This window comes from Megasphaera elsdenii DSM 20460 (assembly GCF_003010495.1).
GTDB lineage: Bacteria > Bacillota > Negativicutes > Veillonellales > Megasphaeraceae > Megasphaera > Megasphaera elsdenii.
In genome coordinates this window covers 921,785-946,002 of record NZ_CP027570.1, presented here as the reverse complement: position 1 = coordinate 946,002, position 24,218 = coordinate 921,785, and the positions used below count along the sequence as shown (strand labels likewise).

The following is a 24,218-nucleotide window of genomic DNA, read 5'->3' as shown; positions in this document are numbered from 1 at the left end:
CGAAGAAGGCTCATCTATTTATTTTTGTTTACCTTCTGTTTCTTCGATTTCTTGACCGCTTTTTTATCTTTTTTCTGCTTCTGGCCAGATTGTACGGCTCCTGTATCTTTTACCGCTTCCGTAGTTTTGACGACAGGTGCCTTGGCCGGAACCGATACGGTGTCGATCAGCGTGCCATCATTCTTCAGGGCACTGACACGAAATTCATCCGGTTCGACCTGGAGCGTCAGGTACATCGGCATATCCGTCGGATTGTAATAGACGACATCTGTCGGCTTCTTTACGGAGCCATCCCACGATTCCGTCCCGGAGCGGCCGGTGGCAATATAGACAGTTCCTTCCGTTGCAGCCTGGTCGTTTTTGATGGGAACCGTCCGTTCATAGCAATGTTCATGCGCTGTGAACACTAAGGGGACGTTATATTTATCGAAGAGGGGCATGAAGTATTTCCCGTTTACATCGAGTTGCCCATCGTAAGGACTATCCCAGGGCGGACGATGCATGAGGACGACCACTCGTTTACCCGCTTTCTGGGCAGCTGCCAAGTCCTTATCGAGCCAGGCCGCTTCATCTTCCATCATCGTCGGCCGCCAGCCGTTCAATTCTTCGTAATCCGTGTTGAGAGATACGTAGTGGACGTCGCCATAATCGAAGGAGTAGGCCAGGCGGTTCTGGTCCTTCGGGCCGCCATACGGTACGGCAAAGAGGCCTTTATAGGTATACGGCTCGGCAAACTGCCAATCCATGCTGTAGGCTTCGTGATTCCCCAAGACCGGCGCAAAGGGGATATGGCTGGTCAGGACATCGGCGTTTTCAAACCAGTCACGCCATTGGAAATAGGCCTGGCCGTTGTCGGTAATGTCCCCCATATTGATGAAGAAAGCCGCATCATCGTTCTGCTGCCAGGCAATCTGTGCCGTCTGCCCCCAAACGCTGTAATCGGTAGACTGGGAATCACCGAAAATAAGGACTTTATATTGATTTAAATCTTCTTTGGTCGTCGAAAACGTAATCCAATCCGTTGCGCCGTCGGCATTGACGATACGGTATTCATATTCCGTCGCCGGCGTCAATTTCTGCATATACGCACCGTACGTATAGGGCGCGGGATTATCGGCGTCGTAAATGGGCGGCCGTTTTCCTTCGGTTACATAAGCCAGCTGGACATCTCCCTGGTCCTTATGGCGGTATTCTACGCTGTAGTCATTACGGTTGCTGTCCGACTGCCAGGAAATCGTCTTGCCCGTGGCGCTGTCCTTGGCGACGATCTGCATCAGATTATCCACTGACATGGCCAGGGCCTGGCTGGAAAATAAAGTAAACGCACTGAGGAGAGCCGCAACGAGATGGCTCTTTTTATACTTCATGTATTTTCACGTCCTTTCTTGTCACAAAATGTATTGTAGCACAATCCCTTGATTTGGCAATCTTTTTGTTGACATCAATTTCCGCATCTCTTATAATGAGTAAATTGTATATTTGTTTACATCGCGAGGGGAGAATAAGATGAATACACTCGATTTACTATTATTGGCCGTCGGCCTGTCCATGGATGCTTTTGCCGTTTCCATCTGCAAAGGCTTGTCACTCGGTAAAATCAGCTGGCGCCATATGGTCCTGGCCGGCCTGTGGTTCGGCATCTTCCAGGCCCTGATGCCGGCTATCGGTTACGGTCTGGGCAGTTTCTTTGCCGATATGATCGACGCCTATGACCACTGGGTCACGTTCATCCTGCTCGGCGCCATCGGCCTCAACATGATCAAAGAATCCTTTGAAGACCAAGAGCACTGCGATGCCTCTATGCGGCCTTATACCATGCTCATGCTGGCTATTGCCACCAGTATCGATGCCCTGGCCGTCGGCGTTACCTTTGCCTTTATGGACATCGACCTGCTCCCCTCGGTCACGCTCATTGGGATAACGACCTTCTTATTCTCGGCAGCTGGCGTCAAAGTCGGCAGTCTCTTCGGGACGCGCTATAAAAATAAGGCCGAATGTATCGGCGGCATCGTCCTCATCCTGATTGGCCTGAAGATATTGCTGGAAGGCTTGGGAGTGTTATAAAAAAAGGCTTGTCGCATGTGCGACAAGCCTTTTTTCTGTAGGGGCGCCACGTGTGAGCCCCTACGAAATATAAATTATTTTACTTCGTGAATCCAGCCTTCGGGGCCTTCGATTTCGCCCATCTGGATGCCACGCAAGGTCTTGTAGAGTTTCGTCAGGACAGGACCCATTTCATCCATACCGCTGGGGAGGCAGACTTCTTTGCCGTGGTCGACGACTTTGCCTACCGGGCAGATGACGGCAGCTGTGCCGCAAAGGCCGGCTTCAGCAAATTCGCTGACTTCCGAGAATTTAACCGGACGATGTTCGACTTTCATGCCCAACATATCCGTTGCAATGGTGATGAGGGAACGGCGGGTAATGGAAGGCAGGATAGAGTCCGATTTCGGCGTAACCAAGGTACCGTCTTTCTTGACAAAGAGGAAGTTAGCGCCGCCCGTTTCTTCTACGTACGTGCGCGTAGCCGGGTCGAGGAACATGTTTTCATCGAAACCGTTCTGATGAGCTAAAATGTAAGGATACATGCTCATGGCGTAGTTCAAGCCGGCTTTGATATGGCCTGTACCACGCGGAGCTGCACGGTCGAAGTCAGAAATGCAAATCGTAATCGGTTTTACACCGTTTTTGAAGTAAGAGCCAACCGGTGTGCCGAAGAGGCGGAACTGATATTCGTCAGCCGGTTTAACGCCGATGACCGGGTTGGTCCCAAAGATATACGGGCGCAGATAGAGAGCACCGCCGCTTTCAAAGGGAGGAATATAATCCTTGTTGGCACGGACGACTTCGTCGACAGCTTCCATGAACATATCTTCAGGAACCGGCGGCATTTCAAGCCGTTTTGCCGAGTCCATCAAGCGTTTTGCGTTCTGGTCCGGACGGAAGGTAACGGTACGGCCGTCTTTAGTCTTGTATGCTTTCAGGCCTTCAAAGACTTGCTGGCAGTACTGCAAAATGCCGGCACATTCATTGAGGACGACATTCGGATCATCCGTCAATTCTCCTTTGCCCCATTTACCGTCTTTATAATTGGCAACATAACGCTTTGCAATCGGCTGATATTCAAAGCCTAATGCCGACCAGTTAATATTAACATTTGACATAACAATCCCTCCATTTCTTTTATGTACAAAATAAATTTCTAAATATTTTGTACTTATAGATTAATCACTTCTATCTCCTTTGTCAATGGGAGATTTTTTTATTTGCTTATTGTCAACTTATTTATTTTTATCAAAATTGACAATAAGCAAATTGTCGGGTATAATCCAGATTATCGTAAACTAATTCATGGGTAGATATAGGTTTACATTTTCTCAAAGGAGTGATTTCATGGTTTCTTCTGCCCTCTCATCTCATCGCTGGGATACACGGGACCTCGTCTTATTCGCCCTGTTCACAGCGCTCATCGCCATCGGGGCTTTCATCCGCATCCCCGTTCCCTTCTGTCCCTTCACGCTGCAGTTATTGTTCACGACGCTAGCCGGTCTGCTGCTGGGAAGCCGCCGCGGCGCCGCATCCGTCGCGGTCTACGTCTTCTTGGGCCTGATCGGCCTGCCGGTCTTCACCTCTGGCGGCGGCCCGTCATACATCTTCCAGCCGACTTTCGGGTATCTCCTCGGCTTCATCGGCGGCGCCGGCCTGACGGGATATATTGCCCACCAAGTTCCGGTCCCGTCCCTTCGCCGGTTGCTGGCCGCTGATTTCGCCGGCCTCGTCATCGTTTACGCCTGCGGCATGGTCTATTTGGCCTTGATCAACAACGTGTACCTGGGCACGCCGATCAGTTTGTGGACGCTCTTCGTCTACTGCTTCGTCCTGCCCATCCCTGGCGACATCTTCTTGTGTATCGTCGCCGCTTTCCTGGCCCGTCGTGTCCAACGGACCATAGCCGCTTAGAAAGGAGTTCGTTTACTATGAGTAAAGGATTATTCATCACCGGAACGGGGACAGACATCGGCAAGACCTATGTCACAGCCCTGCTCATCAAGACCTTGCGCCAGCATGGCTACGACATTGGCTATTACAAGGCAGCTATCAGCGGCGCCCCGACGGTCGCGGCCAGCGATGCCGGCTATGTAAACGCTACGGCGGGAATCGGTGAAGCGCCGGACCTGCTCTTGTCTTATCTCTACGACCACGCCGTCTCGCCTCATCTGGCAGCCCTCTGGGAACATAAACCTATCGAAAAAGACGTCATCCTCCGGGATTGGCAGCGCGTCACAGCGGCCTACCCGTATGTCACGGTCGAAGGCAGCGGCGGCATCATCTGTCCCCTCCGCGATGACGACCAGGCCTTCTTCCAATTAGAAGATGTCATCTCCTGGCTCCATCTGCCCTCGCTCATCGTCTGTCCGGCCGGTTTGGGGACGATCAACGGCGCCGTATTGACCGCCTTTTATATGAAAGAAAAAGGACTGCCCGTCCAAGGTTTCATCGTCAACCATTATACGGGCAGTCCCATGGAAAAAGATAATATCCGCATGATCGAAAAGCTGAGCCAAAAGCCGGTCTTAGCCGTCGTCGCCGAGGATGACACGTTGCTCCATGCCGATGCAGCCTCGCTCATTTCATTGTACCAATAAGGAAAGGGGATTTACATGAGTTTACTTGAAGCCGATTTAAAATACATCTGGCATCCCGCCCAGCAGATGAAAGATGCCGAAGTCTTCCCGCCAGTCGTCATCGACCACGGCAAAGGCTGTTATCTCTATGACATAGACGGGAAAGAATACATCGATATCATCAGTTCCTGGTGGTGCAATCTCCTCGGCCACTGCAACGATGAAATCAACGCCGCCATCAAAGACCAGCTCGACAAATTGGAACACGTCATTTTCGCCAACTTTTCCCACCGCCCGGCCATCGAGCTCTGTCAGGAACTCCTGCCCCTGCTGCCGGAAGGATTGAAACATTTCAACTTCACCGACAATGGCTCTTCATCCGTCGAATGTGCTCTGAAGATGGCTTTCCAATACCAATACCAGTCCGGTCATCCCGAACGGCAGCGCTTCATGTGCCTGTCCGAGTCGTATCACGGCGAGACCATCGGCGCCCTGTCCGTCGGCAGCATGGACCTCTACGCCCGCATCTACAAGCCCATGATGATGAACAATATCCATTTCGATGGCCTCGACTGCTACCGCTGTCCCTATGGAAGGACGCGGGAAACGTGCGACTGTGAATGTTTCGTCGGCGCCGAGAAGGCCTTCGCCGCTTACGGCAAAGAAACGGCCGCCCTCATCGTCGAACCGATTCTGCAAGGCGCGGCGGGCATGCGTATCTACCCGCCGGAATACCTGCGCCGCCTGCGCCGGCTCTGCGATGACTACGGCGTCCTCCTCATCGACGACGAAGTTGCCGCCGGTTTCGGCCGGACAGGCAAGATGTTCGCCATCGAACACGCCGGCGTCAGCCCGGACATCCTCTGTACATCAAAAGGCCTGACCGGCGGCTACCTGCCCATGTCCCTGACGATTACGACCGAGGCCATCTACCAGGCCTTCTACGACGATTTCAAGACGCATAAAGCCTTCGTCCACAGCCATACCTATGCCGGCAATCCCCTGGCCTGCCGAGCCGCTCTGGCCGTCTTGCACATCATGAAGCGCGATGACATCTTAAAAAAAGCTGCCGAAAAGAGCATCTACCTTCATGAAAAGTTAGACGCTGCTCTCGGCAGCCATAGCCATGTCGGCGAAATCCGCCACATCGGCCTGATCAATGCGATTGAATTAGTAGAAGATAAAAAGAGTAAACGCGCCTTTGATCCGGAAAAACGGATTGGCTGGCACATTTTCCGAAAAGCCATGGACCTGGGTCTGGTCCTGCGCCCCATTGGCGACGTCATTTACTTCAATCCGCCCCTCACCATCGACGAGCCTACTATGGATGAAGCCGTCCGCCGTTGCCGAGATGCCGTTCATGCCGTCTTAGGAAATGATTAAGCCTTCAAAGCCGCATCCAGAGCTGCTTTGACATGAGCCTTGATGGCGTCATAAGACTGGCCCGGCTGGGCTTCATAGAGCTTTTCCGTACCGATGAACATGGACGGGACATAGTAGTAAGAATGGCCTTGTACGACTTCGGGATGTTCCGATTCTTCGTACCAGTCGACGGCTACCTGGCGGTATGCCGGATTTTCTTCAATCAGTTCAGCCAAGGCTTCTTTAGCGCCCTTGCAATAGGGGCAGCCATTGAGATAAAAAGCAGTGATATTCTTCAAGGGAATCGTCTCCTTTCGGGGAATAGACAAAGGTTACTGATGACCCCCGCAGCCATGTGTACCACAGTGGTGTTCACCATGGTCATGCTGGTGGTCGTGGTGGCTGCAAGCTACGTCAGGATTGAATTTCAGCGTTCCGTTGAGCAATTCTTTGACGGCATCATCAGCACTGCCCGTGACACCGCCATAGAGGTCGATAGAGGCTTCTGCCAGGCCCTGTTTGGCTCCGCCGCCGATACCGCCGGCAATGACAGCATTGACTTCCTGGGCCTGCAGGAATCCGACTAACGCGCCGTGGCCCTGGCCGTTCGTATCGACGACTTCAGCCTTGACGATATTCCCGTCTTCGACATCATAAATCTTGAACTGCGACGAATGACCGAAGTGCTGGAACACATTCCCATTTTCATACGTAACTGCTATTCTCATCATAACAATTTCTCCTCCAATCTGCAATAACCTGACGGGTCTCCATAGCCCGTCTTTTTTCCGACATATGTCATTAATTTGGTTATAGTATATGACATATGTCATTTTTTGTCAACGTAAAAAGAGGCTGTCGCATTAAGACAGCCTCTTTTTACGTTAATCGTAGGTCGTTCATCGTTTGTCGTAGGGGCGCCCACGTGGGGCGCCCGTTCACGCCAATCGGTGCACGAGCATCTTGCATATACCTGACGGGCTAAAAAACCATCGCATCAAACATCAAACGTCAATCATTCCCGCTTCCCGGCGAGATGACGACGGTCGGTGTATTATTGCCTTTTACGGAATACATGTTATAGACGTAGTCCGGCGTCAGTTCGCCTCTGAGATGGAACAGGGAATAGGCATCGACAGCGTTCATGTAAACGACGTCGCTCTTGACGTAGCCCGGAGCGATGCCATAGGGACTGGTCAGGATGCCCTGCTGGGAGTTCCATTGCAAGTCCAGTTTCAAGGCCGTCGCAACGGCGACAGAAGGCAGATAAATCTGTCCATTTTTGCCCAGCGCCCGTTTCGCCAGTTTATTTCCGTTTACGACCAAGTCGTAGGCTTTGGCAACGTAGGTTACATTGCCGTCGGAAGCGTTTATTTTATCGGAAATATCTTGGAATTCCACAAAATCTTCTACTCCGTACCCGGCCAAAGCCTTCTTGACCTGAGCTACACTCAGAGACTGCCAGCCGTAGCCATCGGGATAGACATAATACGACACAGTATGGTCCGGATCGACATCGATGACTAACCGGTCATAGTAGACCGTGACCGGCGTCCCGACGGACACATACTGATACAGGTCTTCTACATCGGCTTCGTTCATGCGTACACAGCCATTGGATACGTAGCCACCAATCGATTCAGGGTGATTCGTCCCATGGATCCCGTAGTTGCCAGAAAAGCCGATCCAGCGGTAACCGATGGGGTTACTCGGGCCGGGCCCGATCTGGACGCTCGTATCATCCGGATCGACCCAGGTCGGATTGACTTCCTTGTACTGGACGGCATAGTAACCGGTCGGCGTCGGCGTCGACGTCTTACCGACACCGACGTGATACATCTTGACCTTCGTATCGCCTTCATAGAGCGTCAAGATACGGCTGGCCAGGTTGATGCCAATTTTCTTTTCTGATGCATTTTCCTGCGCCTCCACCGGTTGAGCCGGCGTTTCCTTTTTCGCTGCGGCTGCCGGTTGAACGGGTTTCGTTTCCTCTGGCGGCGCTGCTGTCGGCTTGATTTCCACTTTGACCGAAAAAGGAGCCGGCCCAGTCTTCAATTCTGGCGTATCTGCCCAAGCAGCCCCGGCCGTCAAGGCCAGGACACAGGTCAGCGCCATCATTCGTTTTAGCAAAAAAATCTCCCCACTTTCATGGCGCTCATGCGCCTTTATTTTTAATTTACATTTGTTTAATCTTCGTTTACATCATCTTTCTGAGCACTGCCATTCAAGATCAAATTGAGGACGACAGCCGTAATACTGCCCAAGGTAATGCCGCTGTGCAAGACGATATTAGCCCACGATGGGAAGCTGTGGAAAAAGTTCGGCGCCGTCAAGGTGATCATGCTGACGCCGATACTGACGGCGACAATCATCAAATTATACGTCCCGTCGAATTTGACTTTACTCAAAGCCCGGATACCGCTGGCAATGACCATGCCGAACATGGCGACACCCGCACCGCCTAAAACAGAATTTGGGATAGAGGCGACGACGGCTGCCATCTTCGGGAACAAGCCTAGGGCGATGAGGATGATACCCGATGCAGCGACGACGAAGCGGCTCTTGACGCGGGTAACAGCGATAAGGCCGACATTCTGCGCAAAGGCGGTATAGGGGAAACTGTTGAGAATCCCACCGATAAAGGTCGATAACCCATCAGCCCGGAGGCAGCGTGCCAAGCGGCTGCGGCCAATCGGACGGCCGACAATGGAACCGATGGCGATACAGTCCCCTGTCGTTTCTACCATAGTAACGATCATGACGACAATCATCGACAAGATCGATCCGATGTCAAAAGTCGGAAAGCCGAAGGAAAAAGGCGTGACCAACCCAATCCAAGCCGCATTGCCGACTTCTGAGAAATTCGTCTGCCCTAAAATCATGGCAATAATCGTCCCACCGATGAGTCCAAGCAGAACAGAAACATTGCTCAAGAACCCTTTGCCGCAACGGTAAATAGCGATGATGATGACCAAGGTGATGAAGGCCAGGAACAAGTTCATCGGTGATGCAAAATCTTGAGCCTTGGGATTGCCTCCGCCCATCCAATTGACGGCTACTGGCAAGAGGGTGATACCAATGATGGTGATGATCGTCCCTGTGACAACAGGCGGGAAAAAGCGGATGAACCGGCTGAAGAAAGGCGCAATGAAGAACGTAAACAGCCCGGCAACGAGAATCGCTCCGTAAATAGCCGTAATCCCGTGCTCTGCCCCGATGAGGATCATCGGCGTAACGGAAGCGAAAGTAACACCTTGAATCATCGGGATCCGGGCACCGATTTTCCAGAACCCTAAAGTCTGTATCAGCGTGGCAATGCCGCAGGAAAATAAGTCGGCATTAATCAGATGGACCAGTTCAGCCGGCGACAAGTGCAAGGCCTGGGCAATGATGATCGGTACGGCTACAGCCCCGGCGTACATAGCCAGGACGTGCTGCAGACCGTAGGCAAAGAGCCGGCCAGCCGGCAGCATTTCGTCAACGGGATGAATCCGTTTAGTCAGGTTTTCATTCATTTCGTAAAAGTCACCTCATGTTCAAAAAAAGCCTGCATCATGGCAAGCGATTTTTCTTTAACAATATACATACCTGTAAAAATAGCAATATCATTTTTATTATACCATTGCCTCAAAGAAAATAAAATATGTAGTTAAATTTTACTCAATCCTTACATATTCTTTTCAAAACACTGATATGGCTCCCATATACTGATTTAAGTACATAGAGGAGGAAATAAAATGTTCAGTATCAGCAACAAACATGAAGAATTTTTCGATTATCTCATGACCAATGCCGAAAACTTCCACCGCGGTGCCATTATCGCCCATGAAGTCATGGAGGACGTTTCGACCATTTCACTGCATCTCAAAGAAATCGTCAAGCTGGAACATACATCAGCCAAGACCAACCAGGAGGTCATCTTCAAATTGTCCCGGGTCTTCATCACGCCCATCGACCGGGAAGATTTCTATAAGCTGACGTGCCAGCTCGAAGACTGCATCGACTCCCTGCAGGGTGCCCTCATGCGCACCAGCATGTATCACGTCACGGAAGCCCCGAAGGCAGCCGTAGCCATGACGGCACAAATCGTCGCTATGGGAGAAGAACTGAAGAACATTTTCTCCCTTTTAAAGGACATCGACCATAACGAAGCCCGGCTCATGCGCCATGCCGAACGACTGAACCGGATGGAATCAGAAGTAGACCATATTTACCGTCAGGAAATTTCCCGGCTGTTCAGCGGAGATGAGGCGGACCTGCTCAATGTCATCCGCTGGAAAGACATCCTGGGGACCTTGGAAGAAGCGGCGGATCACGTCGAAACCCTGGGAAATACCATCAAAGAGGTGACCATGAAATATGCTTGATACGTCACTCATCGTCATGGTCGTCATCCTGGCCCTGGTCTTCGACTTCATCAATGGCTTCCACGACACGGCCAATGCCATCGCCACCTGCGTATCGACGCGGGCCATCCGTCCTGGTGTCGCCATCGTCGGCACGGCTATCCTCAATTTCCTCGGCGCCATGATTTCGACAGGCGTCGCCAAAACGATTGGCGGCGACATCGTCATCTCGCCGACCTTAGTCAATGAAATGATCATCATCGCCGGCCTCGTCGGGGCTATCATCTGGAACCTCCTGACCTGGTGGGTCGGCATGCCTTCCAGTTCATCGCATGCTCTGATTGGCGGCATGATTGGTGCCATCATCGTATCTGCCGGGGTGGCCGCCCTCAACGGCTGGGGAATCTTGAAAATCGTTTTATCCCTCATCATCTCACCCGTCTCGGCCATCATTACGGGCTTCATCATCATGAAGATCATCTTTGCCGTCTGTCATTCCTTCAAGCCGGCCAAAGTCAACCTGGCTGCCAACAGGCTGCAAGTCGTATCGGCAGCCCTCATGGCCTTTTCCCACGGCTCCAATGACGCCCAGAAATCCATGGGTATCATCACCCTGGCATTGGTATCGGGCGGTTTCATTAACAGCCTGGAAGTACCGGACCTGGTCAAATTCCTCTGTGCCCTGTCCATGGCCTTGGGGACCAGCGTCGGCGGCTGGAAAATCATCCGTACCGTCGGAGGCAAAATATTCAAGATGCACCCCGTCCACGGCTTCGCAGCCGACCTCAACTCGGCTGTCGTCATCTTCTCGGCTACGCTGCTGCACCTGCCCGTCTCGACGACACACGTCGTTTCCGGCTCCATCATGGGTGTCGGCTCGGCGCAGCGCGTCAAAGCCGTCCATTGGAGCGTCGCCCGGCAAATGGTCACGGCCTGGGTCATGACCATTCCCTGCACGGCCGTCATGGGCGCCTTGTCGTATGTCATATTGACACAAGTGTTCTTTTAACTAAGGAATCAAGCGGGACGCCCTTTGGGCGTCCCCTACGAAAAAAACGTGTCCCTTGGGACACGTTTTTTTATTTCACTAACTGCTGACTGCTAACCCCTTACTTCACAATCTCGATCTGGTCTTTGAGTTCGTTTTCAAATTTGATGCGGTGAGCTTTGGTGTACAGGCCGGGCATACCGCCGGTGTGCAGGAGGATGACCTGGCGGCCCAGTTTGATTTTCTTTTCTTTGATCATCGACAGGACGCCGGCAAACATCTTGCCCGTGTAGCACGGGTCGAGGAGGATGCCTTCGTGGCGGGCCATGGTGTAAATGGCTTCGCGGACCCGCGGTTCCGGTTCATTGTAGCCCTTGCCGATATAGCCCGTTTCGACGTGGAAGTCGCCGTCAAAATCAAAGCCGTATTCTTCTTTAGCCTGCTGGAAGTACGCCTTCAGTTTTTCCATATCGAAGGGCATGACGGCAATCCCTACCAGCTTCAAGTTCGACTGAATGGCTTTCAGGCCGCAGTATAAGCCGAGATATGTGCCCATGCTGCCGACGGCGACATAGACCGTCGCTCCGTCGATCTGCTGTTCCTTGGCCTGGGCATCGAGTTCGCGGGCACAGTCCATATAGCCCAGCATGCCCGTCGTATCGCTGCCGCCCATGGGAATGAAGTAAACTTGTTCCCCCTTCTTCAATTCGGCAGCCATGACTTTTTTGACTGTTTCTTCGAGCTGGACGTCCTGGTCGCGGCCATCATCATGCTTGAGGACGACGCGGGCGCCGAAGATGCCGTCGAGGAGCAGATTGCCGCTCAATTCGCCGTCCGTATCGCCAACGGCGACGATGATGCATTTCAAGCCGAATTTAGCGGCAACGGCAGCGGTCAGGCGGCCATGATTGGTCTGCGGTCCGCCGACGGTGACAATGGTCGTCGCCTGAGAATTGAGGGCTTCGATCATCAAATACTCTAATTTACGCAGTTTATTGCCACCGCCGCCGAAAGGCGTCAGGTCATCGCGCTTGATGTAGATTTCACGGAATAATTCCTGCGACAAGCCGGACAGGTACTGAAGCGGCGTCGGATTGGGGTCTAAAATAGAAAGTTTCGGTTTCATCGGGATAATCCTCCTTTAGTTTTCTCCATCCTATCACATTTTACGGGAGAAGAAAAGTAAACGAAGTTTACCAGGCGGCGACGCCGCCATCGGCCCGGGGTTCGGTCCCGCCGATGAGCGTCCCCTGTTCATCACGCCAGATGATCTGCCCCCGGCCGTAGGTCTGGATGTCATCCTTGACGACGACGTCGTGACCGCGGCGGCGCAATTCTTCAACGACAGCGGTTGGGAAGGCCCGTTCCATTTCAATCGTCTTGCCGCCGACCCACTGCCAGCGCGGCGCATCCAGGGCGGCCTGGGGATTGAGGTGATAGTCAATCGTATTCAAGAGGACCTGGAACTGCCCCTGGGGCTGCATGAAAGCCCCCATGACGCCAAAGGGCCCTACAGGGCTGCCGTCTTTCGTCAGGAAGCCGGGAATGATGGTATGGTACGATTTCTTTCGCGGCCCGACGCAGTTATCACTGGCCAGATTCATGGAGAAGTTGTGTCCCCGGTCGCTGAGGGAAATGCCATACCCCGGCACGACGATACCCGACCCGAAACCATTGTAGTTGCTCTGGATGAAAGAAACCATATTGCCTTCGCCATCGGCGCTGCACAAGTAAACGGTACCGCCACAGTTTACATCGATGGGCTCCGGCAACAAGGCCTCATCGGCAATGAGGGCCCGCCGCCGGTCGGCATATTCAGGGGACAGCCACTCATCGACAGACGTCTTCATGAAGCACGGGTCGGCGATATACTGCTTGCCATCGCAAAAAGCCAGCTTCATGGCTTCAATCTGCCGGTGGAGCGCTTCAGCCTCATCGCGTTTACTAAAGGTAAACCCGCTGGCAATATCCAGGGCCATGAGGACGACCAGGCCATGGCCGTTGGGCGGCATTTCCCAGACATCATAGCCGCGGTAACTCGTATGAATCGGGTCGACCCACTGCGGCCGGTAGACGGCTAGATCATCTTTGCGGATCAAGCCGCCCGTCTCCCTCGACCAGGCATCAATGGCATCAGCCAATTCTCCGTCATACAGGGCCTGGCAGTGACTGTCCCGCAAAAGTTCCAGGGACTTCGCTAAGTCGGGCAGCTTGAGGATATCGCCGGCTTTGGGCGCACTGCCGTGCGGGAAAAAGGTATCGAACAATTCCTGAAAAAGCTTCTTCCCCTTATAGGGCACAAAAGCCTTCGCGCCATCAGCCAGCATGGCCGCCAGGTTCGGCATGACGGCATAGCCGTCGCGGGCATAGGCAATGGCCGGTTCAAAGAGGTCTTCAAAGGGCAGGCGGCCAAAACGGCGATGGACTTCGGCCCACGTCGCCGGTGCGCCAGGGACCATGACCGGTTCCCAGCCCCGGAGCGGAACCTGGTCATATCCTCGTTTCAACAATTCGTCCCGCGTCAGTCCGGCTGGCGACCAGCCGCTGCCGTTGATGCCATGCAGCCTGCCCTGCGTCCATATCAGGGCAAAGGCATCGCTGCCCAGGCCATTGCTGGTCGGTTCCAGGACAGTCAGACAAATGGCCGTGGCCACGGCGGCGTCGATAGCATTGCCGCCCTTTTTCAGCATATCCAGTCCGGCCTGGGAAGCTAAGGTCTGAGATGTACAGACCATGCCCCTGCGGCCATAGACGACTTCCCGATGAGATTCATAAGGATACACAGATGCATCAAAATTCATTTCATCCTCCCCTTTTCTAAAAATGCCAAGGAAACCTTTATAGAAAGAGTTCGACGAAAATCAGAGAAATCCTTGTTTACACCTTCACGAACGACTTTTTTACCGCTATAATAGTAATAATCAGTCATTTCAAGGACTAATTTACAAGTAAGGAGTAGAGCAAGTTGAAACGGTGTATGTTAATCGTCAACCCTACAGCAGGGCGTGAACGGGCGAAATATCACAAGGATAATTTAAGGCGACAGCTGGAAACGATGTTCGATGAAGTCGAATTGCGGGAAACGCAGAAAGCCGGCGATGCGACGGAATGGGCCAAAGAAGCCGCCCTGACTGGTTTTGACTCGGTATTTTCCATGGGCGGTGACGGGACGCTGAATGAAACAATCAACGGCCTGGCTCAGGCCCAGGACCACAGCACGATCCATTTCGGCTTCATCCCCTTGGGTACAATCAACGACCTGGCCCGGGCCTTGAACATCCCCCTTCATCCAGAAGCAGCCATCGCCATGCTACAGCATTGCAAGACCGTCAAAGTCGACATTGCCAAGGCCAATGACCGCTACTTCGTAAACACCATTGCTGCCGGTATCATGCCCGATGCCGTCGGCCACGTATCGATTGAACAGAAGACACGTCTCGGTCCGCTGGCTTATTTCCTGACCGGCATCAAGGCCATGCAGGCCCACCAGACATCGTTATTCAAGATTACGACGGCCCAAGGATCGACGGTCCACCGCTCCCCCCTCATCGTCGCCATGCTGACCAGTTCCGTCGGCAGTTTCCGCAACCTGGCCCCGCAGGCCCGCGTCGACGATGGAAAGATATGGCTGGGCATCTTCAAGGATTTCAACTACCTGGACCTCATCAAGGTCATCCCGGAATTTTTAGCCGGCCAGCCCCTGACGTCTGAATTGATGACCTTAAAGACCATGGACCAGGTCCGCATCGAACTGTTGGATAACAGCCATCTTTCCACCAATATGGATGGTGACGAAGGACCGGACTTCCCCTTGGAAATCAAAGTACTGCCCTCATTCCTATCCGTTTACGTACCTGCGTAAACATAAAAAGAAGGTGACGTTTACATGTTCCTTAAAGGAAATTTTCTCTATACGCCGTCGCGGACGGAATTGACGATCCGCGAAAATCAATATGCCCATATCGAAAACGGCATCGTAACGGGCTTCACGACGTCCCTGCCCGAATCGGCGGGGGCGGAAAAAGTCATTGACTACGGCCAGGACATCATCATCCCGGCCTTTGTCGACTTGCACATCCATGCCCCGCAGTATATCAACCGCGGCCTCGGCTTCGATGAAGAACTCCTGCCCTGGCTGGAGCACTACACCTTCCCGGCTGAAGGGAAATTTGCCGACCCTGTCTTTGCCCGCCGCGTTTACACAGCGTTCCTGGAACGGCTCAAAGCCGAAGGGACCTTGTGTTTCTCTGCCTTTGCGACCATCCATAAAGAGGCGACATGGCAGCTCATGGAACTGGCAGAAACCATGGGCTTCAAGGCCTATATCGGCAAAGTAAACATGGACCGCAATGCACCGGATTATCTTTTAGAAGATACAGACCAGTCCCTGGCCGACACGGAAGAATTGACCGTCCGCTGCCAGGAGGAACTGCACCGCGTCCGCTTCATCGCCACGCCGCGCTTCGTCCCGTCGACAACGGAAAAACTGATGACCGGCCTTGGGCGTCTCTGTGAAAAGTACGACTTGCCCGTCCAGTCCCATCTGTCGGAAAATCGGAATGAAGTCGCCTGGGTCAAAGAACTCCATCCGGACCTGCCGTCGTATACTGACGTTTACGACGCTTTCGGCCTCTTGCGGCAAGATAAGACGATCATGGCCCATGCCATCTATCTGTCTGACAAAGAAAAAAGTTTACTTGGCAATAAAGGCGTTTACTTGGCCCATTGCGCTCAGTCCAATGCTAACCTGACCAGCGGCATCATGCCTTTGCGGCGCAACCTGGAACAAGGCTTGACCTGCACCATTGCCAGCGACGTCGCCGCCGGCCATACACCGGCCATGAACAAACAGATTGCCCTGACCATCGAAATATCGAAGCTCCATGCCCTGCAGCACGATACAGAAAAAGCCCTCACCATCGGTGAAGGCCTGTACTTGGCCACCAAAGGACCGGGCCGCTTCTACGGCCGGACAGGCAGCTTTGAAACGGGCTATGCCTTTGACGCCTTGGTCATCCACATGGACGACATGGAAGGCCTGGAACGGACGCCCTTCGAAAAGCTCCAGCAATTCATCTACGACGGCGACGACCGCAACATCATCGCCCGCTATGTAGATGGGGAGTTAGTGGTTCGTGGTTAGTAGTTAGTGGTTAGTGGCTCGTGATTAGTGGTTCGTGGTTCGTGGCTCGTGGTCAGCAGTCAGCTGACAGCTGTTCGTAGGGGCCGTCCCAAAGGGCGGCCCGTTGGGCCTTTGTATGATTCGCCTAGCACCCTGACAGGGAAATCGTACATATTCCGGTGCGGGCGCCCCACGTGGCGCCCCTACAAAAAAAGGGACGTCACACGAAGGTTTATACCATAATGCGAGGTCCCTTTTTCTTAAATGTTTGAGGTTTGATGTATGACGTTTGAGGCGATGGCTTTTAAATTTTGTCCCCTCCACATCAAACTTTCAACTTAAAACTTAAAAAGGGCTTGTCGTCATGCGACAAGCCCTTTTTTATTATTCAGCCGTATACGGCAAGAGTGCGATAGCACGTGCGCGTTTGATGGCAACAGTCAGTTTACGCTGATGTTTAGCGCAAACGCCGGAAATGCGGCGCGGCAAGATTTTACCGCGTTCTGTTGTGAAACGGCGAAGTTTTGCAACGTCTTTGTAATCGATCTGTTCAGCATGATCTACGCAGAAGCTGCATACTTTTCTTCTCGGTTTTCTCGAGCGATCTCTTCTCATGTATAGTTTCCTCCTTCAAGAATTAGAAGGGGTGTGTCTGACCTTTTAGAATGGGATTTCTTCGTCTGTGCTGGAACCCATGCTGTCAAAGCCGGTTCCCGGTGCAGCCGGTTTCGGCTGCGGCGCACTAGCACGCGGTGCCGGAGCAGCCTGCTGGTGTTCTGATCCCATTGTCTGGGCAACGAAGTCGCATACAACTTCCGTGCGGTAGCGTTTCTGGCCATCCTGCGTTTCATAAGAACGAACGGAGATACGGCCCTGGACGAATACACGGCTGCCTTTGGACAAGTTATTGCCACAGTTTTCCGCCAAATTACCCCAAGCAACACAAGGAATAAAATCAGTTAACTCCCGCGGTTCTGAACTGCCGGCCGGAATATACGACCGCGTGCAGGCGACGGTAAACATAGCGACTGCCCGTCCGGTCTTCGTAAAACGGATTTCCGGGTCACGAGCCAAATTCCCTAATAATTGGACTGAATTCATACCTTTGCGCCTCCGGTTATTCGTCGATCTTGACGATCAAGTGTTTCAGAATAGTATCGTGGATCTTGATGACACGGTCGATTTCTTTGATGACGTCAGGTTCGCCTTCAAAGTTGATCAAAACGTAGTAGCCATCAGCCTGTTTTTTAACAGGGTATGCGAGATGACGTTTACCCCAGCGATCTACTTTTTCGATAGTGCAGCCGTTCTTGGTGAGAAGGTTGGATACCAATTCAACGATCGGATCTACTTCAGCTTCTTCGAGCGGTTTTGCAATAAACATGACTTCGTACTTGTTCACGAAATCACCTCCTCTTTTGGACATATGACCCTTCCCGCAGAAGGGTTAGGAGCTTGACACAGTTCAAGCTTGTTAAGTATATCATAAGTGGCGGAGAAAAGCAAGAAAAAAGTGATGCTGCTTCCGCAGCATCACTTTTGTGGTTCGTTTGGCGTTTGGCGTTTGCCGAAAAATTCACGCATTCAACGGCAAACGATGAACGACCCACGGCAAACGGCTTTTACTTAAAATATTCGACGCCCGATTTGAAGATCGGCTGGAGTTTGTTGCCAGCAATGTTCTGGAAGACGTCTTCAGCGCTGAAGCGTTCTGTGTGTGCCATCTTACCGAGGACGCGCCCATCGGGACTGGTAATGCCTTCGACAGCCAGGACGGACTGGTTCGGGTTGTATTCGCTATCATAGGTAGCTTTGCCAGAGAGGTCGACGTACTGTGTCGCAATCTGGCCTTTGGCAGCCAATTCACGGATCTGTTCCGGCGTAGCCACGAAACGACCTTCGCCGTGGGAGATAGCCACGGTATGGACGTCACCGGCCTTGCAGCCGCTGAACCACGGGCTCATGACGGAGACGACTTTCGTTTCGACCATGCGCGACAGATGGCGGCCAATGGTGTTGTACGTCAAAGTCGGGCTGTCAGCCTTCAAAGGCTGTACATGGCCATACGGCAGGAGGCCCAGTTTAATCAGAGCCTGGAAGCCGTTGCAGATGCCGAGAGCCAGGCCATCGCGCTGATAGAGCAGCGTTTCCAGAGCTTCCGACAGGACGGGGTTGCGGAACAAGGTGGCAATGAACTTGCCCGAGCCTTCCGGTTCGTCACCGGCACTGAAACCGCCGGGGAACATGATGATCTGTGCCTTGGCAATGCGTTTGGCCATTTCATCGATGGATTCTGCCAGATCCTGCGGCGTGTTGTTGCGCAGTACCATGACATCCGTCGTAGCGCCGGCCCGTTCAAAGGCAGCAGCCGAATCGTATTCGCAGTTCGTACCCGGGCAGACGGGGATGAAGACCCGCGGAGTACCGAAAGCTTCGCTGCGGCGCGGACCATACGTCGTGAATAAGGGCAGTTCGGCATCGCCTGTGCCGCTTTCGCTCTTGATGGGGAAGACGTGGCTGAGCGGTTTTTCCCAAGCGTTCTGGAGGTCTTTCAGGGAAATCGTCACGCCGTCGACAGTCACATCGGCAGCAGCCGTCGTCTTGCCGACGAGGGAGACGTGATCCCGTCCAGCCCATGCAGCAGCCGTAGCGGCGTCGGTTTCGACGAGGATCGAACCATAGCGGAGATTGAACAGTTCCTGTGCAGCAAAGGCCTTGTCGACAGCGAAGCCGATGCCATTGCCGAAGGCCATCTGAGCCACAGCCGCTGCGATACCGCCCTGACCGACAGCATGCATCGCTTTGACTTTGCCATCGAGGACAGCCTGATGGAGGAAATCGCAATGGGCTTTGAAGGTATCGAAGTCCGGCATTTCTTCGCCGTCACGAGGCAGGTCGAAGAGGAGGACTGCGTCATCGGCAGCTTTAAATTCCGGCGAGATGATATTTTCCGTATGTTCCGGTGCAATGGCGAAAGAAACGAGCGTCGGCGGAACGGTGAGGTTTTCAAAGGTACCGCTCATGCTGTCTTTCCCGCCGATAGCAGCGACTTCCATGACCTGCTGGGCCGTGAAAGCACCGAGGAGGGCGCTGACCGGCTGGCCCCAGGCTTTTTCATTCGTGCCCAGGCTCTGGAAAAATTCCTGCATGGTCAGGTAGACTTTCTTGCGGTCGCCGCCGAGGGCAACGAGTTTGGCAATGGACTGGATGACGGCATAGAGGGCACCGTGGAAGGGGCTCCAAATAGCCAGGTCCGGATCATAGCCGTGCGTAAAGATGCTGGCTGTCGTCGTGTTGCCGTGTTCCACGGGAATCTTGGCAACCATGCCTTCGACAGGTGTCTTCTGGTACTTGCCGCCAAAGGGCATGAGGACCGTGCGGGCACCGATGGTGCTGTCGAAGCGTTCAGCCAGGCCCTGTTCCGAGGCGATATTCAAGGTACCCATCGTATCGAGCCAGGTCTTGGCGACGTCTTTGACTTCCGGCGCTTTGAAGAAATCTTTATCTTCCGGAGCGACGACGACGGCTTTGCGATGCTGGGTGACGCCGTTGGTATCGAGGAAAGCGCGGGTAATATTGACGACGTTCTGGTCGCGCCAATGCATGACCAGGCGTTTCGTATCGGTAGCGACGGCGACGATCGTCGCTTCCAGGTTTTCTTCAGCTGCGTATTTCATAAATTCATCGACGTGTTCCGGAGCGACGACGACGGCCATACGTTCCTGCGATTCGGAAATAGCCAGTTCCGTACCGTCCAGGCCTTCGTACTTCTTCGGGACTTTGTCGAGATTGATGTCCAGGCCGTCCGTCAATTCACCGATAGCGACGGAGACACCGCCGGCACCGAAGTCGTTGCAGCGTTTGATGAGGACCGTAACTTCATGGCGGCGGAAGAGGCGCTGGATCTTGCGTTCCGTCAGGGCATTGCCCTTCTGGACTTCGGCGCCGCAGGTTTCCAGGGATTCGACGGTGTGCTTCTTGGACGAACCCGTAGCACCGCCGCAGCCGTCGCGGCCGGTCTTGCCGCCGAGGAGGATGATGATATCGCCAGGAAGCGGTTCTTCACGGACGACATTATTGCGCGGTGCAGCGCCGAGGACAGCGCCGATTTCCATACGTTTGGCGATGAAGCCGGGGTTGTAATATTCCTTGACTTCGCCCGTAGCCAGGCCGATCTGGTTGCCATAGGAGCTGTAGCCCTTGGCAGCGCCTGTCGTCAGTTTGCGCTGAGGCAGTTTGCCGACGAGCGTATCTTTGACCGACTGGCGCGGGTCGCCGGCACCGGTGACGCGCATAGCCTGATAGACATAGGAACGGCCGCTCAAGGGATCGCGGATACAGCCGCCCAGGCAGGTAGCCGCACCACCGAACGGTTCGATTTCCGTCGGGTGGTTATGGGTTTCATTTTTGAAGAGGAGGAGCCATTCTTCTTCGACGCCATCGACATCGACAGGGATGATGATGGTGCAGGCGTTGATTTCTTCCGATTCGTCGAGATTGTCGAGCTTGCCGGCCGCTTTCAGTTCTTTGACGGCAATGGTCGCCATATCCATGAGGGTCTGCGGTTTCTTGCGGTTCAATTTTTCCCGGGTCGTCTTATACGATTCATAAGCGCGCTGGATAGGCGCCGTGAAGGTGCCATCTTCAAAGGAAACATCAGTGAGTTCGGTCATGAACGTCGTGTGACGGCAGTGGTCCGACCAGTACGTATCGATGACGCGGATTTCTGTAACCGTCGGATTTCGTTTTTCTTCATCCCGGAAGTAGGCCTGGACGAATTTCAAATCGTCGAAGCTCATAGCCAGGCCCATGTGCGCCGACAATTCTTTCAGAGCAGCGTCGTCCATGGCGTCAAAACCGTCGATGACGGGAACGTCAGCCGGTTTTTCCCAAGGCATTTCCAGAGTCGAAACGGGATCCAGCGAAGCTTCGCGGGCTTCGACGGGGTTGATGCAATAATGTTTGATTGCAGCGACGTCATCAGCGGATAAGTTGCCCGACAGGACGAGGACCTGTGCCGTGCGGACGAGGCTGTCGTTCTTCATGGTCAGCATCTGCAGGCACTGCATAGCCGAATCGGCGCGCTGATCATACTGGCCAGGCAGATATTCAACGGCCAGGACCGTATCGTCCTTGCCAGCCGGTAATTCATCGTATACGGCATCGACAGGCGGTTCAGAGAAAATCATATTTTTAGCCGCTTCAAAAGCCGCATCATCGAGACCGGATACGTCATAGCGATGGAAAATGTGAATATCGGTCAACCCTTTAATCAACAGGTTTTCCTGTAAATCAGTGAGCAATCGTTTTGCTTCATCAGCAAAAACACCTTTCTTGGCAACATACAAACGTCGGATAGACTGCATGTCATGACCTCCCTCAAAGATAGATAACTTATCATTAGACAACCTTAGTATACCTGTTTTAAAACCATAAGTAAACTTAGAATTTTATTGACTTGCCTATAAAATCGTATTAGACTAGTACTATTATAGTAGACAAAGTTTACCATTTTTCATCACAGGGAGGACATGGAAGTAATGGAAGAATTGAAACAGCGAATTTTACAGGATGGCCTGGTCATCGACAACCGAATTTTAAAGATTGATAACTTTTTGAACCAGCAAATCGATACGGCCCTCATCAATCACGTCGGTCAGGAGTTCGCCCGCCGTTTCAAAGACGTACACATCGACCGCATCGTCACTATCGAATCTTCGGGCATCGCTGTGGCTTATGCCGCTTCCCTGGCCCTGAACAACCTGCCCATCGTCTTTGCCCGCAAGAAAAAATCCCTGCTCACCAAAGGGGAACAGTATACGGCTAAGATTTATTCGTACACCAAAGAAGAAGAATACACGGCTACGATCAGCAAGGCCTATCTCCACGCCGGCGAATCGGTCCTCATCATCGATGATTTCCTGGCCAGCGGCGCAGCGGCTGTCGGCCTGACGGACATCGTCGCTCAAGCCGGTTGTACCGTCGCCGGCATCGGCATCGTCGTCGAAAAGACCTTCCAAAGCGGCCGCAAGACCTTGGAAGACGCCGGCTTCCGCGTCGAATCCCTGGCCCGCATCGCCCGTTTCGAAAATAATAAACCCGTCTTCGTCGAGTAAGGAGGACATGATGCGCGCTCAATTTTTTGACGGCTTTGATTTCGCCACCTATAAATTCAGCATCGTCGCCATCGAAGACGTAGACGAATTTTTTAATATCGAAGAATTTGGCCTTCACCCCATCATGTACAATGAAGCCTGCCTGCGCGGTTATACGGCGATTTTCGGTTTCAACGATGAAAAGATGCTGACTCTCCATAAATTACTGACCAACAACAACGGCATGGAACCACCGGCCATCGACGGCATCCATCCCGTCCCCTTCCATTCGCCGGCAGGGGATCTGAAATATGAGCTCAATCACGTCATGGACTATAGCGGCTCCATCCTCATCGCCAACAGTTTCATCGATAAATATTTCGTCCCCTTCGGCTTCCAGCTCCCTCATGCCTTCCGGAAAGTCTATGAGCTGACCTTCGACAAGGGCTTGTTCGTCAAAGTCCAGGACCATTCCCAAGAAGCACAAGAACTGCGCATCGAATACGAAGAACCGTTGACTTCCAAGAAGAAAATGCAGATTAAATGGGGGAATCTGACACATAAATCGGAAGAATACGGGTTCGACGACGAAACGATTGCGCAGTACATGGACCTCAGTTACGATACGAAATATTTATTTGAGCACCTTTGAAACATAAAATTCACGGACAGCCGGCCATTGGTTCTGCAAGATGAGACCATGGCCGGTTGCGACTGTCTGGATCGGCATGGCGGCGATATCGGCGATGATGGCCTTATCTTCAGTCGAAGCCGGTGCAAAAACCTTTTCAAAATACGGTTCTGCTCCTTTGAGAATGGCTTCTTTCGTATAGCCTTCGTCGACAGGCGTTTCTTCTGCCAAATACTGGCCGAAGAGGTCGTTCGAGAAGAGGATGCCTTCTGAAGCCAGCCAGGTGACCATATTGTCCGGCCAGTGGAGGCCCGGCGTGTGGATGAACTGGAACGTATAGTCGCCTAAGGTCAGGCTTTCACCGTGCTGGACGACGCGGAAATCAGCTGACGGATATTTTTCCTGGAGGCGTTCTTTCGTAGCCGGCGTGCAGTATACGGGCAGGTTGGGGTGACGGTCCAAGACGGCCTGCAGGGCGCCGCTGTGATCTTCTTCAGAGTGGTTGAGGATCAGGGCATCGATCTGGCTGACAGGCAGGACGCTTTCGATATCCTGGATATAGGCTTCGGCGGCTCTGTCGGGAACCGTATCGATGAGGATATTCTGTTTGCCCCGAAGCAGGTAAGATAAGAAAGAAATAGAAATCTTCGGCTTGTTGATGGTCTTGCCAAAGACAAAGATGTGTGGATTCAACGAGTATTTCATAATGAAGACCTCCCGATATGCTCATGTTTTTTCTGGGGAATGTAATAACACTTGTAGATTTCACAGGCATCCATACAGCGGTTACAGCGCAGGCACTTGCTCATATCGACGCGGGGCCGCCGGACACCGTCGGCACAAAGCTCCATGGATAAAGCATGATAAGGACAGATGCTGACACAGCAGCCGCAGCCTTCACATTCTTTCCGATTAAAATAATCAGGTGTAATCAGTTGATCAATATGCGTTTTTTCCATCGTACTCCCCCTTTGTTCCCCTATACTATAGCAAAAATATCCGAATAAAACTGTTGCAAAAACAACAAAACGGCTTGTCGCATATGCGAC

General features: G+C 52.8%; 24 protein-coding genes. 10 read left to right on the top strand and 14 right to left on the bottom strand.

What is annotated here, in order from left to right; genetic code table 11:
• Positions 1-14 precede the first annotated feature (14 nt).
• Complete coding sequence (locus C6362_RS04440) at positions 15-1,367, bottom strand: purple acid phosphatase family protein (RefSeq protein ID WP_014015554.1); 1,353 nt, start codon at positions 1,365-1,367, stop codon at positions 15-17.
• Between the two features lie 139 nt (positions 1,368-1,506).
• On the opposite strand from C6362_RS04440, the gene C6362_RS04435 reads away from it, so the two are divergent.
• A complete protein-coding gene (locus C6362_RS04435) occupies positions 1,507-2,064 on the top strand; it encodes a manganese efflux pump MntP (RefSeq protein WP_014015553.1) in 558 nt (185 codons plus the stop codon).
• A gap of 74 nt (positions 2,065-2,138) precedes the next feature.
• Here the strand turns inward: C6362_RS04435 and C6362_RS04430 are convergent, their stop codons facing one another.
• Entirely contained in the window at positions 2,139-3,164 is a 1,026-nt protein-coding gene (locus tag C6362_RS04430) for a branched-chain amino acid aminotransferase (RefSeq protein WP_014015552.1), read from the bottom strand.
• Positions 3,165-3,393: 229 nt separating this feature from the next.
• On the opposite strand from C6362_RS04430, the gene C6362_RS04425 reads away from it, so the two are divergent.
• The 3 genes from C6362_RS04425 to bioA are packed head-to-tail and all read left to right on the top strand — an operon-like array spanning position 3,394 to position 6,008.
• The gene (locus C6362_RS04425) at positions 3,394-3,960 is read left to right on the top strand and encodes a biotin transporter BioY (RefSeq protein ID WP_014015551.1); all 567 of its coding nucleotides are present in this window, start codon (positions 3,394-3,396) and stop codon (positions 3,958-3,960) included.
• Positions 3,961-3,977: 17 nt separating this feature from the next.
• On the top strand, positions 3,978-4,646 hold the full coding sequence (bioD, locus tag C6362_RS04420) for a dethiobiotin synthase (RefSeq protein WP_014015550.1): 669 nt from the start codon (positions 3,978-3,980) through the stop codon (positions 4,644-4,646).
• A gap of 15 nt (positions 4,647-4,661) precedes the next feature.
• Complete coding sequence (gene bioA / locus C6362_RS04415; RefSeq protein ID WP_014015549.1) at positions 4,662-6,008, top strand: adenosylmethionine--8-amino-7-oxononanoate transaminase; 1,347 nt, start codon at positions 4,662-4,664, stop codon at positions 6,006-6,008.
• On the opposite strand, the gene C6362_RS04410 is transcribed toward bioA, so the two are convergent.
• The 4 genes from C6362_RS04410 to C6362_RS04395 all read right to left on the bottom strand — a co-directional run bounded on the left by C6362_RS04410 (position 6,005) and on the right by C6362_RS04395 (position 9,502).
• Positions 6,005-6,286: a glutaredoxin family protein gene (locus C6362_RS04410; RefSeq protein WP_014015548.1), complete on the bottom strand. Its 282-nt coding sequence runs from the start codon at positions 6,284-6,286 to the stop codon at positions 6,005-6,007. The two genes, bioA and C6362_RS04410, sit on opposite strands and share 4 nt — an antisense overlap.
• 33 nt (positions 6,287-6,319) lie before the next feature.
• Positions 6,320-6,718, bottom strand: a complete 399-nt coding sequence (locus C6362_RS04405) for a NifB/NifX family molybdenum-iron cluster-binding protein (RefSeq protein WP_014015547.1) — start codon at positions 6,716-6,718, stop codon at positions 6,320-6,322.
• 280 nt (positions 6,719-6,998) lie between these two features.
• A complete protein-coding gene (locus C6362_RS04400) occupies positions 6,999-8,117 on the bottom strand; it encodes a L,D-transpeptidase family protein (protein WP_014015546.1) in 1,119 nt (372 codons plus the stop codon).
• Between the two features lie 56 nt (positions 8,118-8,173).
• Positions 8,174-9,502, bottom strand: coding sequence for a nucleobase:cation symporter-2 family protein (locus C6362_RS04395; protein WP_014015545.1), 1,329 nt, complete (start codon positions 9,500-9,502; stop codon positions 8,174-8,176).
• Between the two features lie 222 nt (positions 9,503-9,724).
• On the opposite strand from C6362_RS04395, the gene C6362_RS04390 reads away from it, so the two are divergent.
• Together C6362_RS04390 and C6362_RS04385 are read left to right on the top strand one after the other, a co-directional pair.
• Complete coding sequence (locus C6362_RS04390; protein WP_014015544.1) at positions 9,725-10,354, top strand: DUF47 domain-containing protein; 630 nt, start codon at positions 9,725-9,727, stop codon at positions 10,352-10,354.
• Positions 10,347-11,342 (top strand): inorganic phosphate transporter, encoded by a 996-nt coding sequence (locus C6362_RS04385; protein WP_014015543.1) that lies wholly within the window; start codon positions 10,347-10,349, stop codon positions 11,340-11,342. Before C6362_RS04390 ends, C6362_RS04385 begins: the two co-directional genes overlap by 8 nt.
• A gap of 100 nt (positions 11,343-11,442) precedes the next feature.
• Here C6362_RS04385 and C6362_RS04380 read toward each other — a convergent pair whose 3' ends face one another.
• Together C6362_RS04380 and C6362_RS04375 are read right to left on the bottom strand one after the other, a co-directional pair.
• On the bottom strand, positions 11,443-12,447 hold the full coding sequence (locus tag C6362_RS04380; RefSeq protein ID WP_014015542.1) for a 1-aminocyclopropane-1-carboxylate deaminase/D-cysteine desulfhydrase: 1,005 nt from the start codon (positions 12,445-12,447) through the stop codon (positions 11,443-11,445).
• 67 nt (positions 12,448-12,514) lie between these two features.
• On the bottom strand, positions 12,515-14,122 hold the full coding sequence (locus C6362_RS04375) for a gamma-glutamyltransferase family protein (protein WP_014015541.1): 1,608 nt from the start codon (positions 14,120-14,122) through the stop codon (positions 12,515-12,517).
• Positions 14,123-14,286: 164 nt separating this feature from the next.
• Here C6362_RS04375 and C6362_RS04370 point away from each other — a divergent pair, with 164 nt between their 5' ends.
• Together C6362_RS04370 and C6362_RS04365 are read left to right on the top strand one after the other, a co-directional pair.
• Complete coding sequence (locus tag C6362_RS04370; protein WP_014015540.1) at positions 14,287-15,183, top strand: diacylglycerol/lipid kinase family protein; 897 nt, start codon at positions 14,287-14,289, stop codon at positions 15,181-15,183.
• A gap of 24 nt (positions 15,184-15,207) precedes the next feature.
• A complete protein-coding gene (locus C6362_RS04365; RefSeq protein WP_014015539.1) occupies positions 15,208-16,464 on the top strand; it encodes an amidohydrolase family protein in 1,257 nt (418 codons plus the stop codon).
• Between the two features lie 363 nt (positions 16,465-16,827).
• Here the strand turns inward: C6362_RS04365 and rpsR are convergent, their stop codons facing one another.
• From rpsR to C6362_RS04345, 4 genes are all read right to left on the bottom strand, one after another.
• Positions 16,828-17,058, bottom strand: a complete 231-nt coding sequence (gene rpsR / locus C6362_RS04360; RefSeq protein ID WP_014015538.1) for a 30S ribosomal protein S18 — start codon at positions 17,056-17,058, stop codon at positions 16,828-16,830.
• Between the two features lie 45 nt (positions 17,059-17,103).
• Entirely contained in the window at positions 17,104-17,544 is a 441-nt protein-coding gene (locus C6362_RS04355) for a single-stranded DNA-binding protein (RefSeq protein ID WP_014015537.1), read from the bottom strand.
• 16 nt (positions 17,545-17,560) lie between these two features.
• On the bottom strand, positions 17,561-17,845 hold the full coding sequence (gene rpsF, locus C6362_RS04350) for a 30S ribosomal protein S6 (RefSeq protein WP_014015536.1): 285 nt from the start codon (positions 17,843-17,845) through the stop codon (positions 17,561-17,563).
• Between the two features lie 220 nt (positions 17,846-18,065).
• Positions 18,066-21,809 (bottom strand): phosphoribosylformylglycinamidine synthase, encoded by a 3,744-nt coding sequence (locus tag C6362_RS04345; protein WP_014015535.1) that lies wholly within the window; start codon positions 21,807-21,809, stop codon positions 18,066-18,068.
• Positions 21,810-21,983: 174 nt separating this feature from the next.
• On the opposite strand from C6362_RS04345, the gene C6362_RS04340 reads away from it, so the two are divergent.
• Complete coding sequence (locus C6362_RS04340) at positions 21,984-22,559, top strand: xanthine phosphoribosyltransferase (protein ID WP_014015534.1); 576 nt, start codon at positions 21,984-21,986, stop codon at positions 22,557-22,559.
• Between the two features lie 10 nt (positions 22,560-22,569).
• Positions 22,570-23,190: a hypothetical protein gene (locus C6362_RS04335; RefSeq protein WP_014015533.1), complete on the top strand. Its 621-nt coding sequence runs from the start codon at positions 22,570-22,572 to the stop codon at positions 23,188-23,190.
• Here C6362_RS04335 and C6362_RS04330 read toward each other — a convergent pair.
• Both C6362_RS04330 and C6362_RS04325 read right to left on the bottom strand, forming a co-directional pair.
• Complete coding sequence (locus tag C6362_RS04330; RefSeq protein ID WP_014015532.1) at positions 23,173-23,874, bottom strand: FprA family A-type flavoprotein; 702 nt, start codon at positions 23,872-23,874, stop codon at positions 23,173-23,175. The two genes, C6362_RS04335 and C6362_RS04330, sit on opposite strands and share 18 nt — an antisense overlap.
• Positions 23,871-24,128: a 4Fe-4S binding protein gene (locus C6362_RS04325; protein ID WP_014015531.1), complete on the bottom strand. Its 258-nt coding sequence runs from the start codon at positions 24,126-24,128 to the stop codon at positions 23,871-23,873. Before C6362_RS04325 ends, C6362_RS04330 begins: the two co-directional genes overlap by 4 nt.
• Positions 24,129-24,218: the final 90 nt, after the last annotated feature.

What these genes read in the sequence shown, in the direction of transcription:
- C6362_RS04340 (WP_014015534.1), top strand. Translation starts at nt 21,984, where the DNA reads ATGGAAGAATTGAAACAGCGAATTTTACAGGATGGCCTGGTCATCGAC.
- C6362_RS04440 (WP_014015554.1), bottom strand. Translation starts at nt 1,367, where the DNA reads ATGAAGTATAAAAAGAGCCATCTCGTTGCGGCTCTCCTCAGTGCGTTT.
- C6362_RS04345 (WP_014015535.1), bottom strand. Translation starts at nt 21,809, where the DNA reads ATGCAGTCTATCCGACGTTTGTATGTTGCCAAGAAAGGTGTTTTTGCT.
- C6362_RS04330 (WP_014015532.1), bottom strand. Translation starts at nt 23,874, where the DNA reads ATGAAATACTCGTTGAATCCACACATCTTTGTCTTTGGCAAGACCATC.
- rpsR (WP_014015538.1), bottom strand. Translation starts at nt 17,058, where the DNA reads ATGAGAAGAGATCGCTCGAGAAAACCGAGAAGAAAAGTATGCAGCTTC.
- C6362_RS04385 (WP_014015543.1), top strand. Translation starts at nt 10,347, where the DNA reads ATGCTTGATACGTCACTCATCGTCATGGTCGTCATCCTGGCCCTGGTC.
- C6362_RS04365 (WP_014015539.1), top strand. Translation starts at nt 15,208, where the DNA reads ATGTTCCTTAAAGGAAATTTTCTCTATACGCCGTCGCGGACGGAATTG.
- C6362_RS04390 (WP_014015544.1), top strand. Translation starts at nt 9,725, where the DNA reads ATGTTCAGTATCAGCAACAAACATGAAGAATTTTTCGATTATCTCATG.
- bioA (WP_014015549.1), top strand. Translation starts at nt 4,662, where the DNA reads ATGAGTTTACTTGAAGCCGATTTAAAATACATCTGGCATCCCGCCCAG.
- C6362_RS04425 (WP_014015551.1), top strand. Translation starts at nt 3,394, where the DNA reads ATGGTTTCTTCTGCCCTCTCATCTCATCGCTGGGATACACGGGACCTC.
- C6362_RS04380 (WP_014015542.1), bottom strand. Translation starts at nt 12,447, where the DNA reads ATGAAACCGAAACTTTCTATTTTAGACCCCAATCCGACGCCGCTTCAG.
- C6362_RS04375 (WP_014015541.1), bottom strand. Translation starts at nt 14,122, where the DNA reads ATGAATTTTGATGCATCTGTGTATCCTTATGAATCTCATCGGGAAGTC.
- C6362_RS04335 (WP_014015533.1), top strand. Translation starts at nt 22,570, where the DNA reads ATGCGCGCTCAATTTTTTGACGGCTTTGATTTCGCCACCTATAAATTC.
- C6362_RS04395 (WP_014015545.1), bottom strand. Translation starts at nt 9,502, where the DNA reads ATGAATGAAAACCTGACTAAACGGATTCATCCCGTTGACGAAATGCTG.
- C6362_RS04430 (WP_014015552.1), bottom strand. Translation starts at nt 3,164, where the DNA reads ATGTCAAATGTTAATATTAACTGGTCGGCATTAGGCTTTGAATATCAG.
- C6362_RS04435 (WP_014015553.1), top strand. Translation starts at nt 1,507, where the DNA reads ATGAATACACTCGATTTACTATTATTGGCCGTCGGCCTGTCCATGGAT.
- C6362_RS04405 (WP_014015547.1), bottom strand. Translation starts at nt 6,718, where the DNA reads ATGATGAGAATAGCAGTTACGTATGAAAATGGGAATGTGTTCCAGCAC.
- C6362_RS04325 (WP_014015531.1), bottom strand. Translation starts at nt 24,128, where the DNA reads ATGGAAAAAACGCATATTGATCAACTGATTACACCTGATTATTTTAAT.
- bioD (WP_014015550.1), top strand. Translation starts at nt 3,978, where the DNA reads ATGAGTAAAGGATTATTCATCACCGGAACGGGGACAGACATCGGCAAG.
- C6362_RS04355 (WP_014015537.1), bottom strand. Translation starts at nt 17,544, where the DNA reads ATGAATTCAGTCCAATTATTAGGGAATTTGGCTCGTGACCCGGAAATC.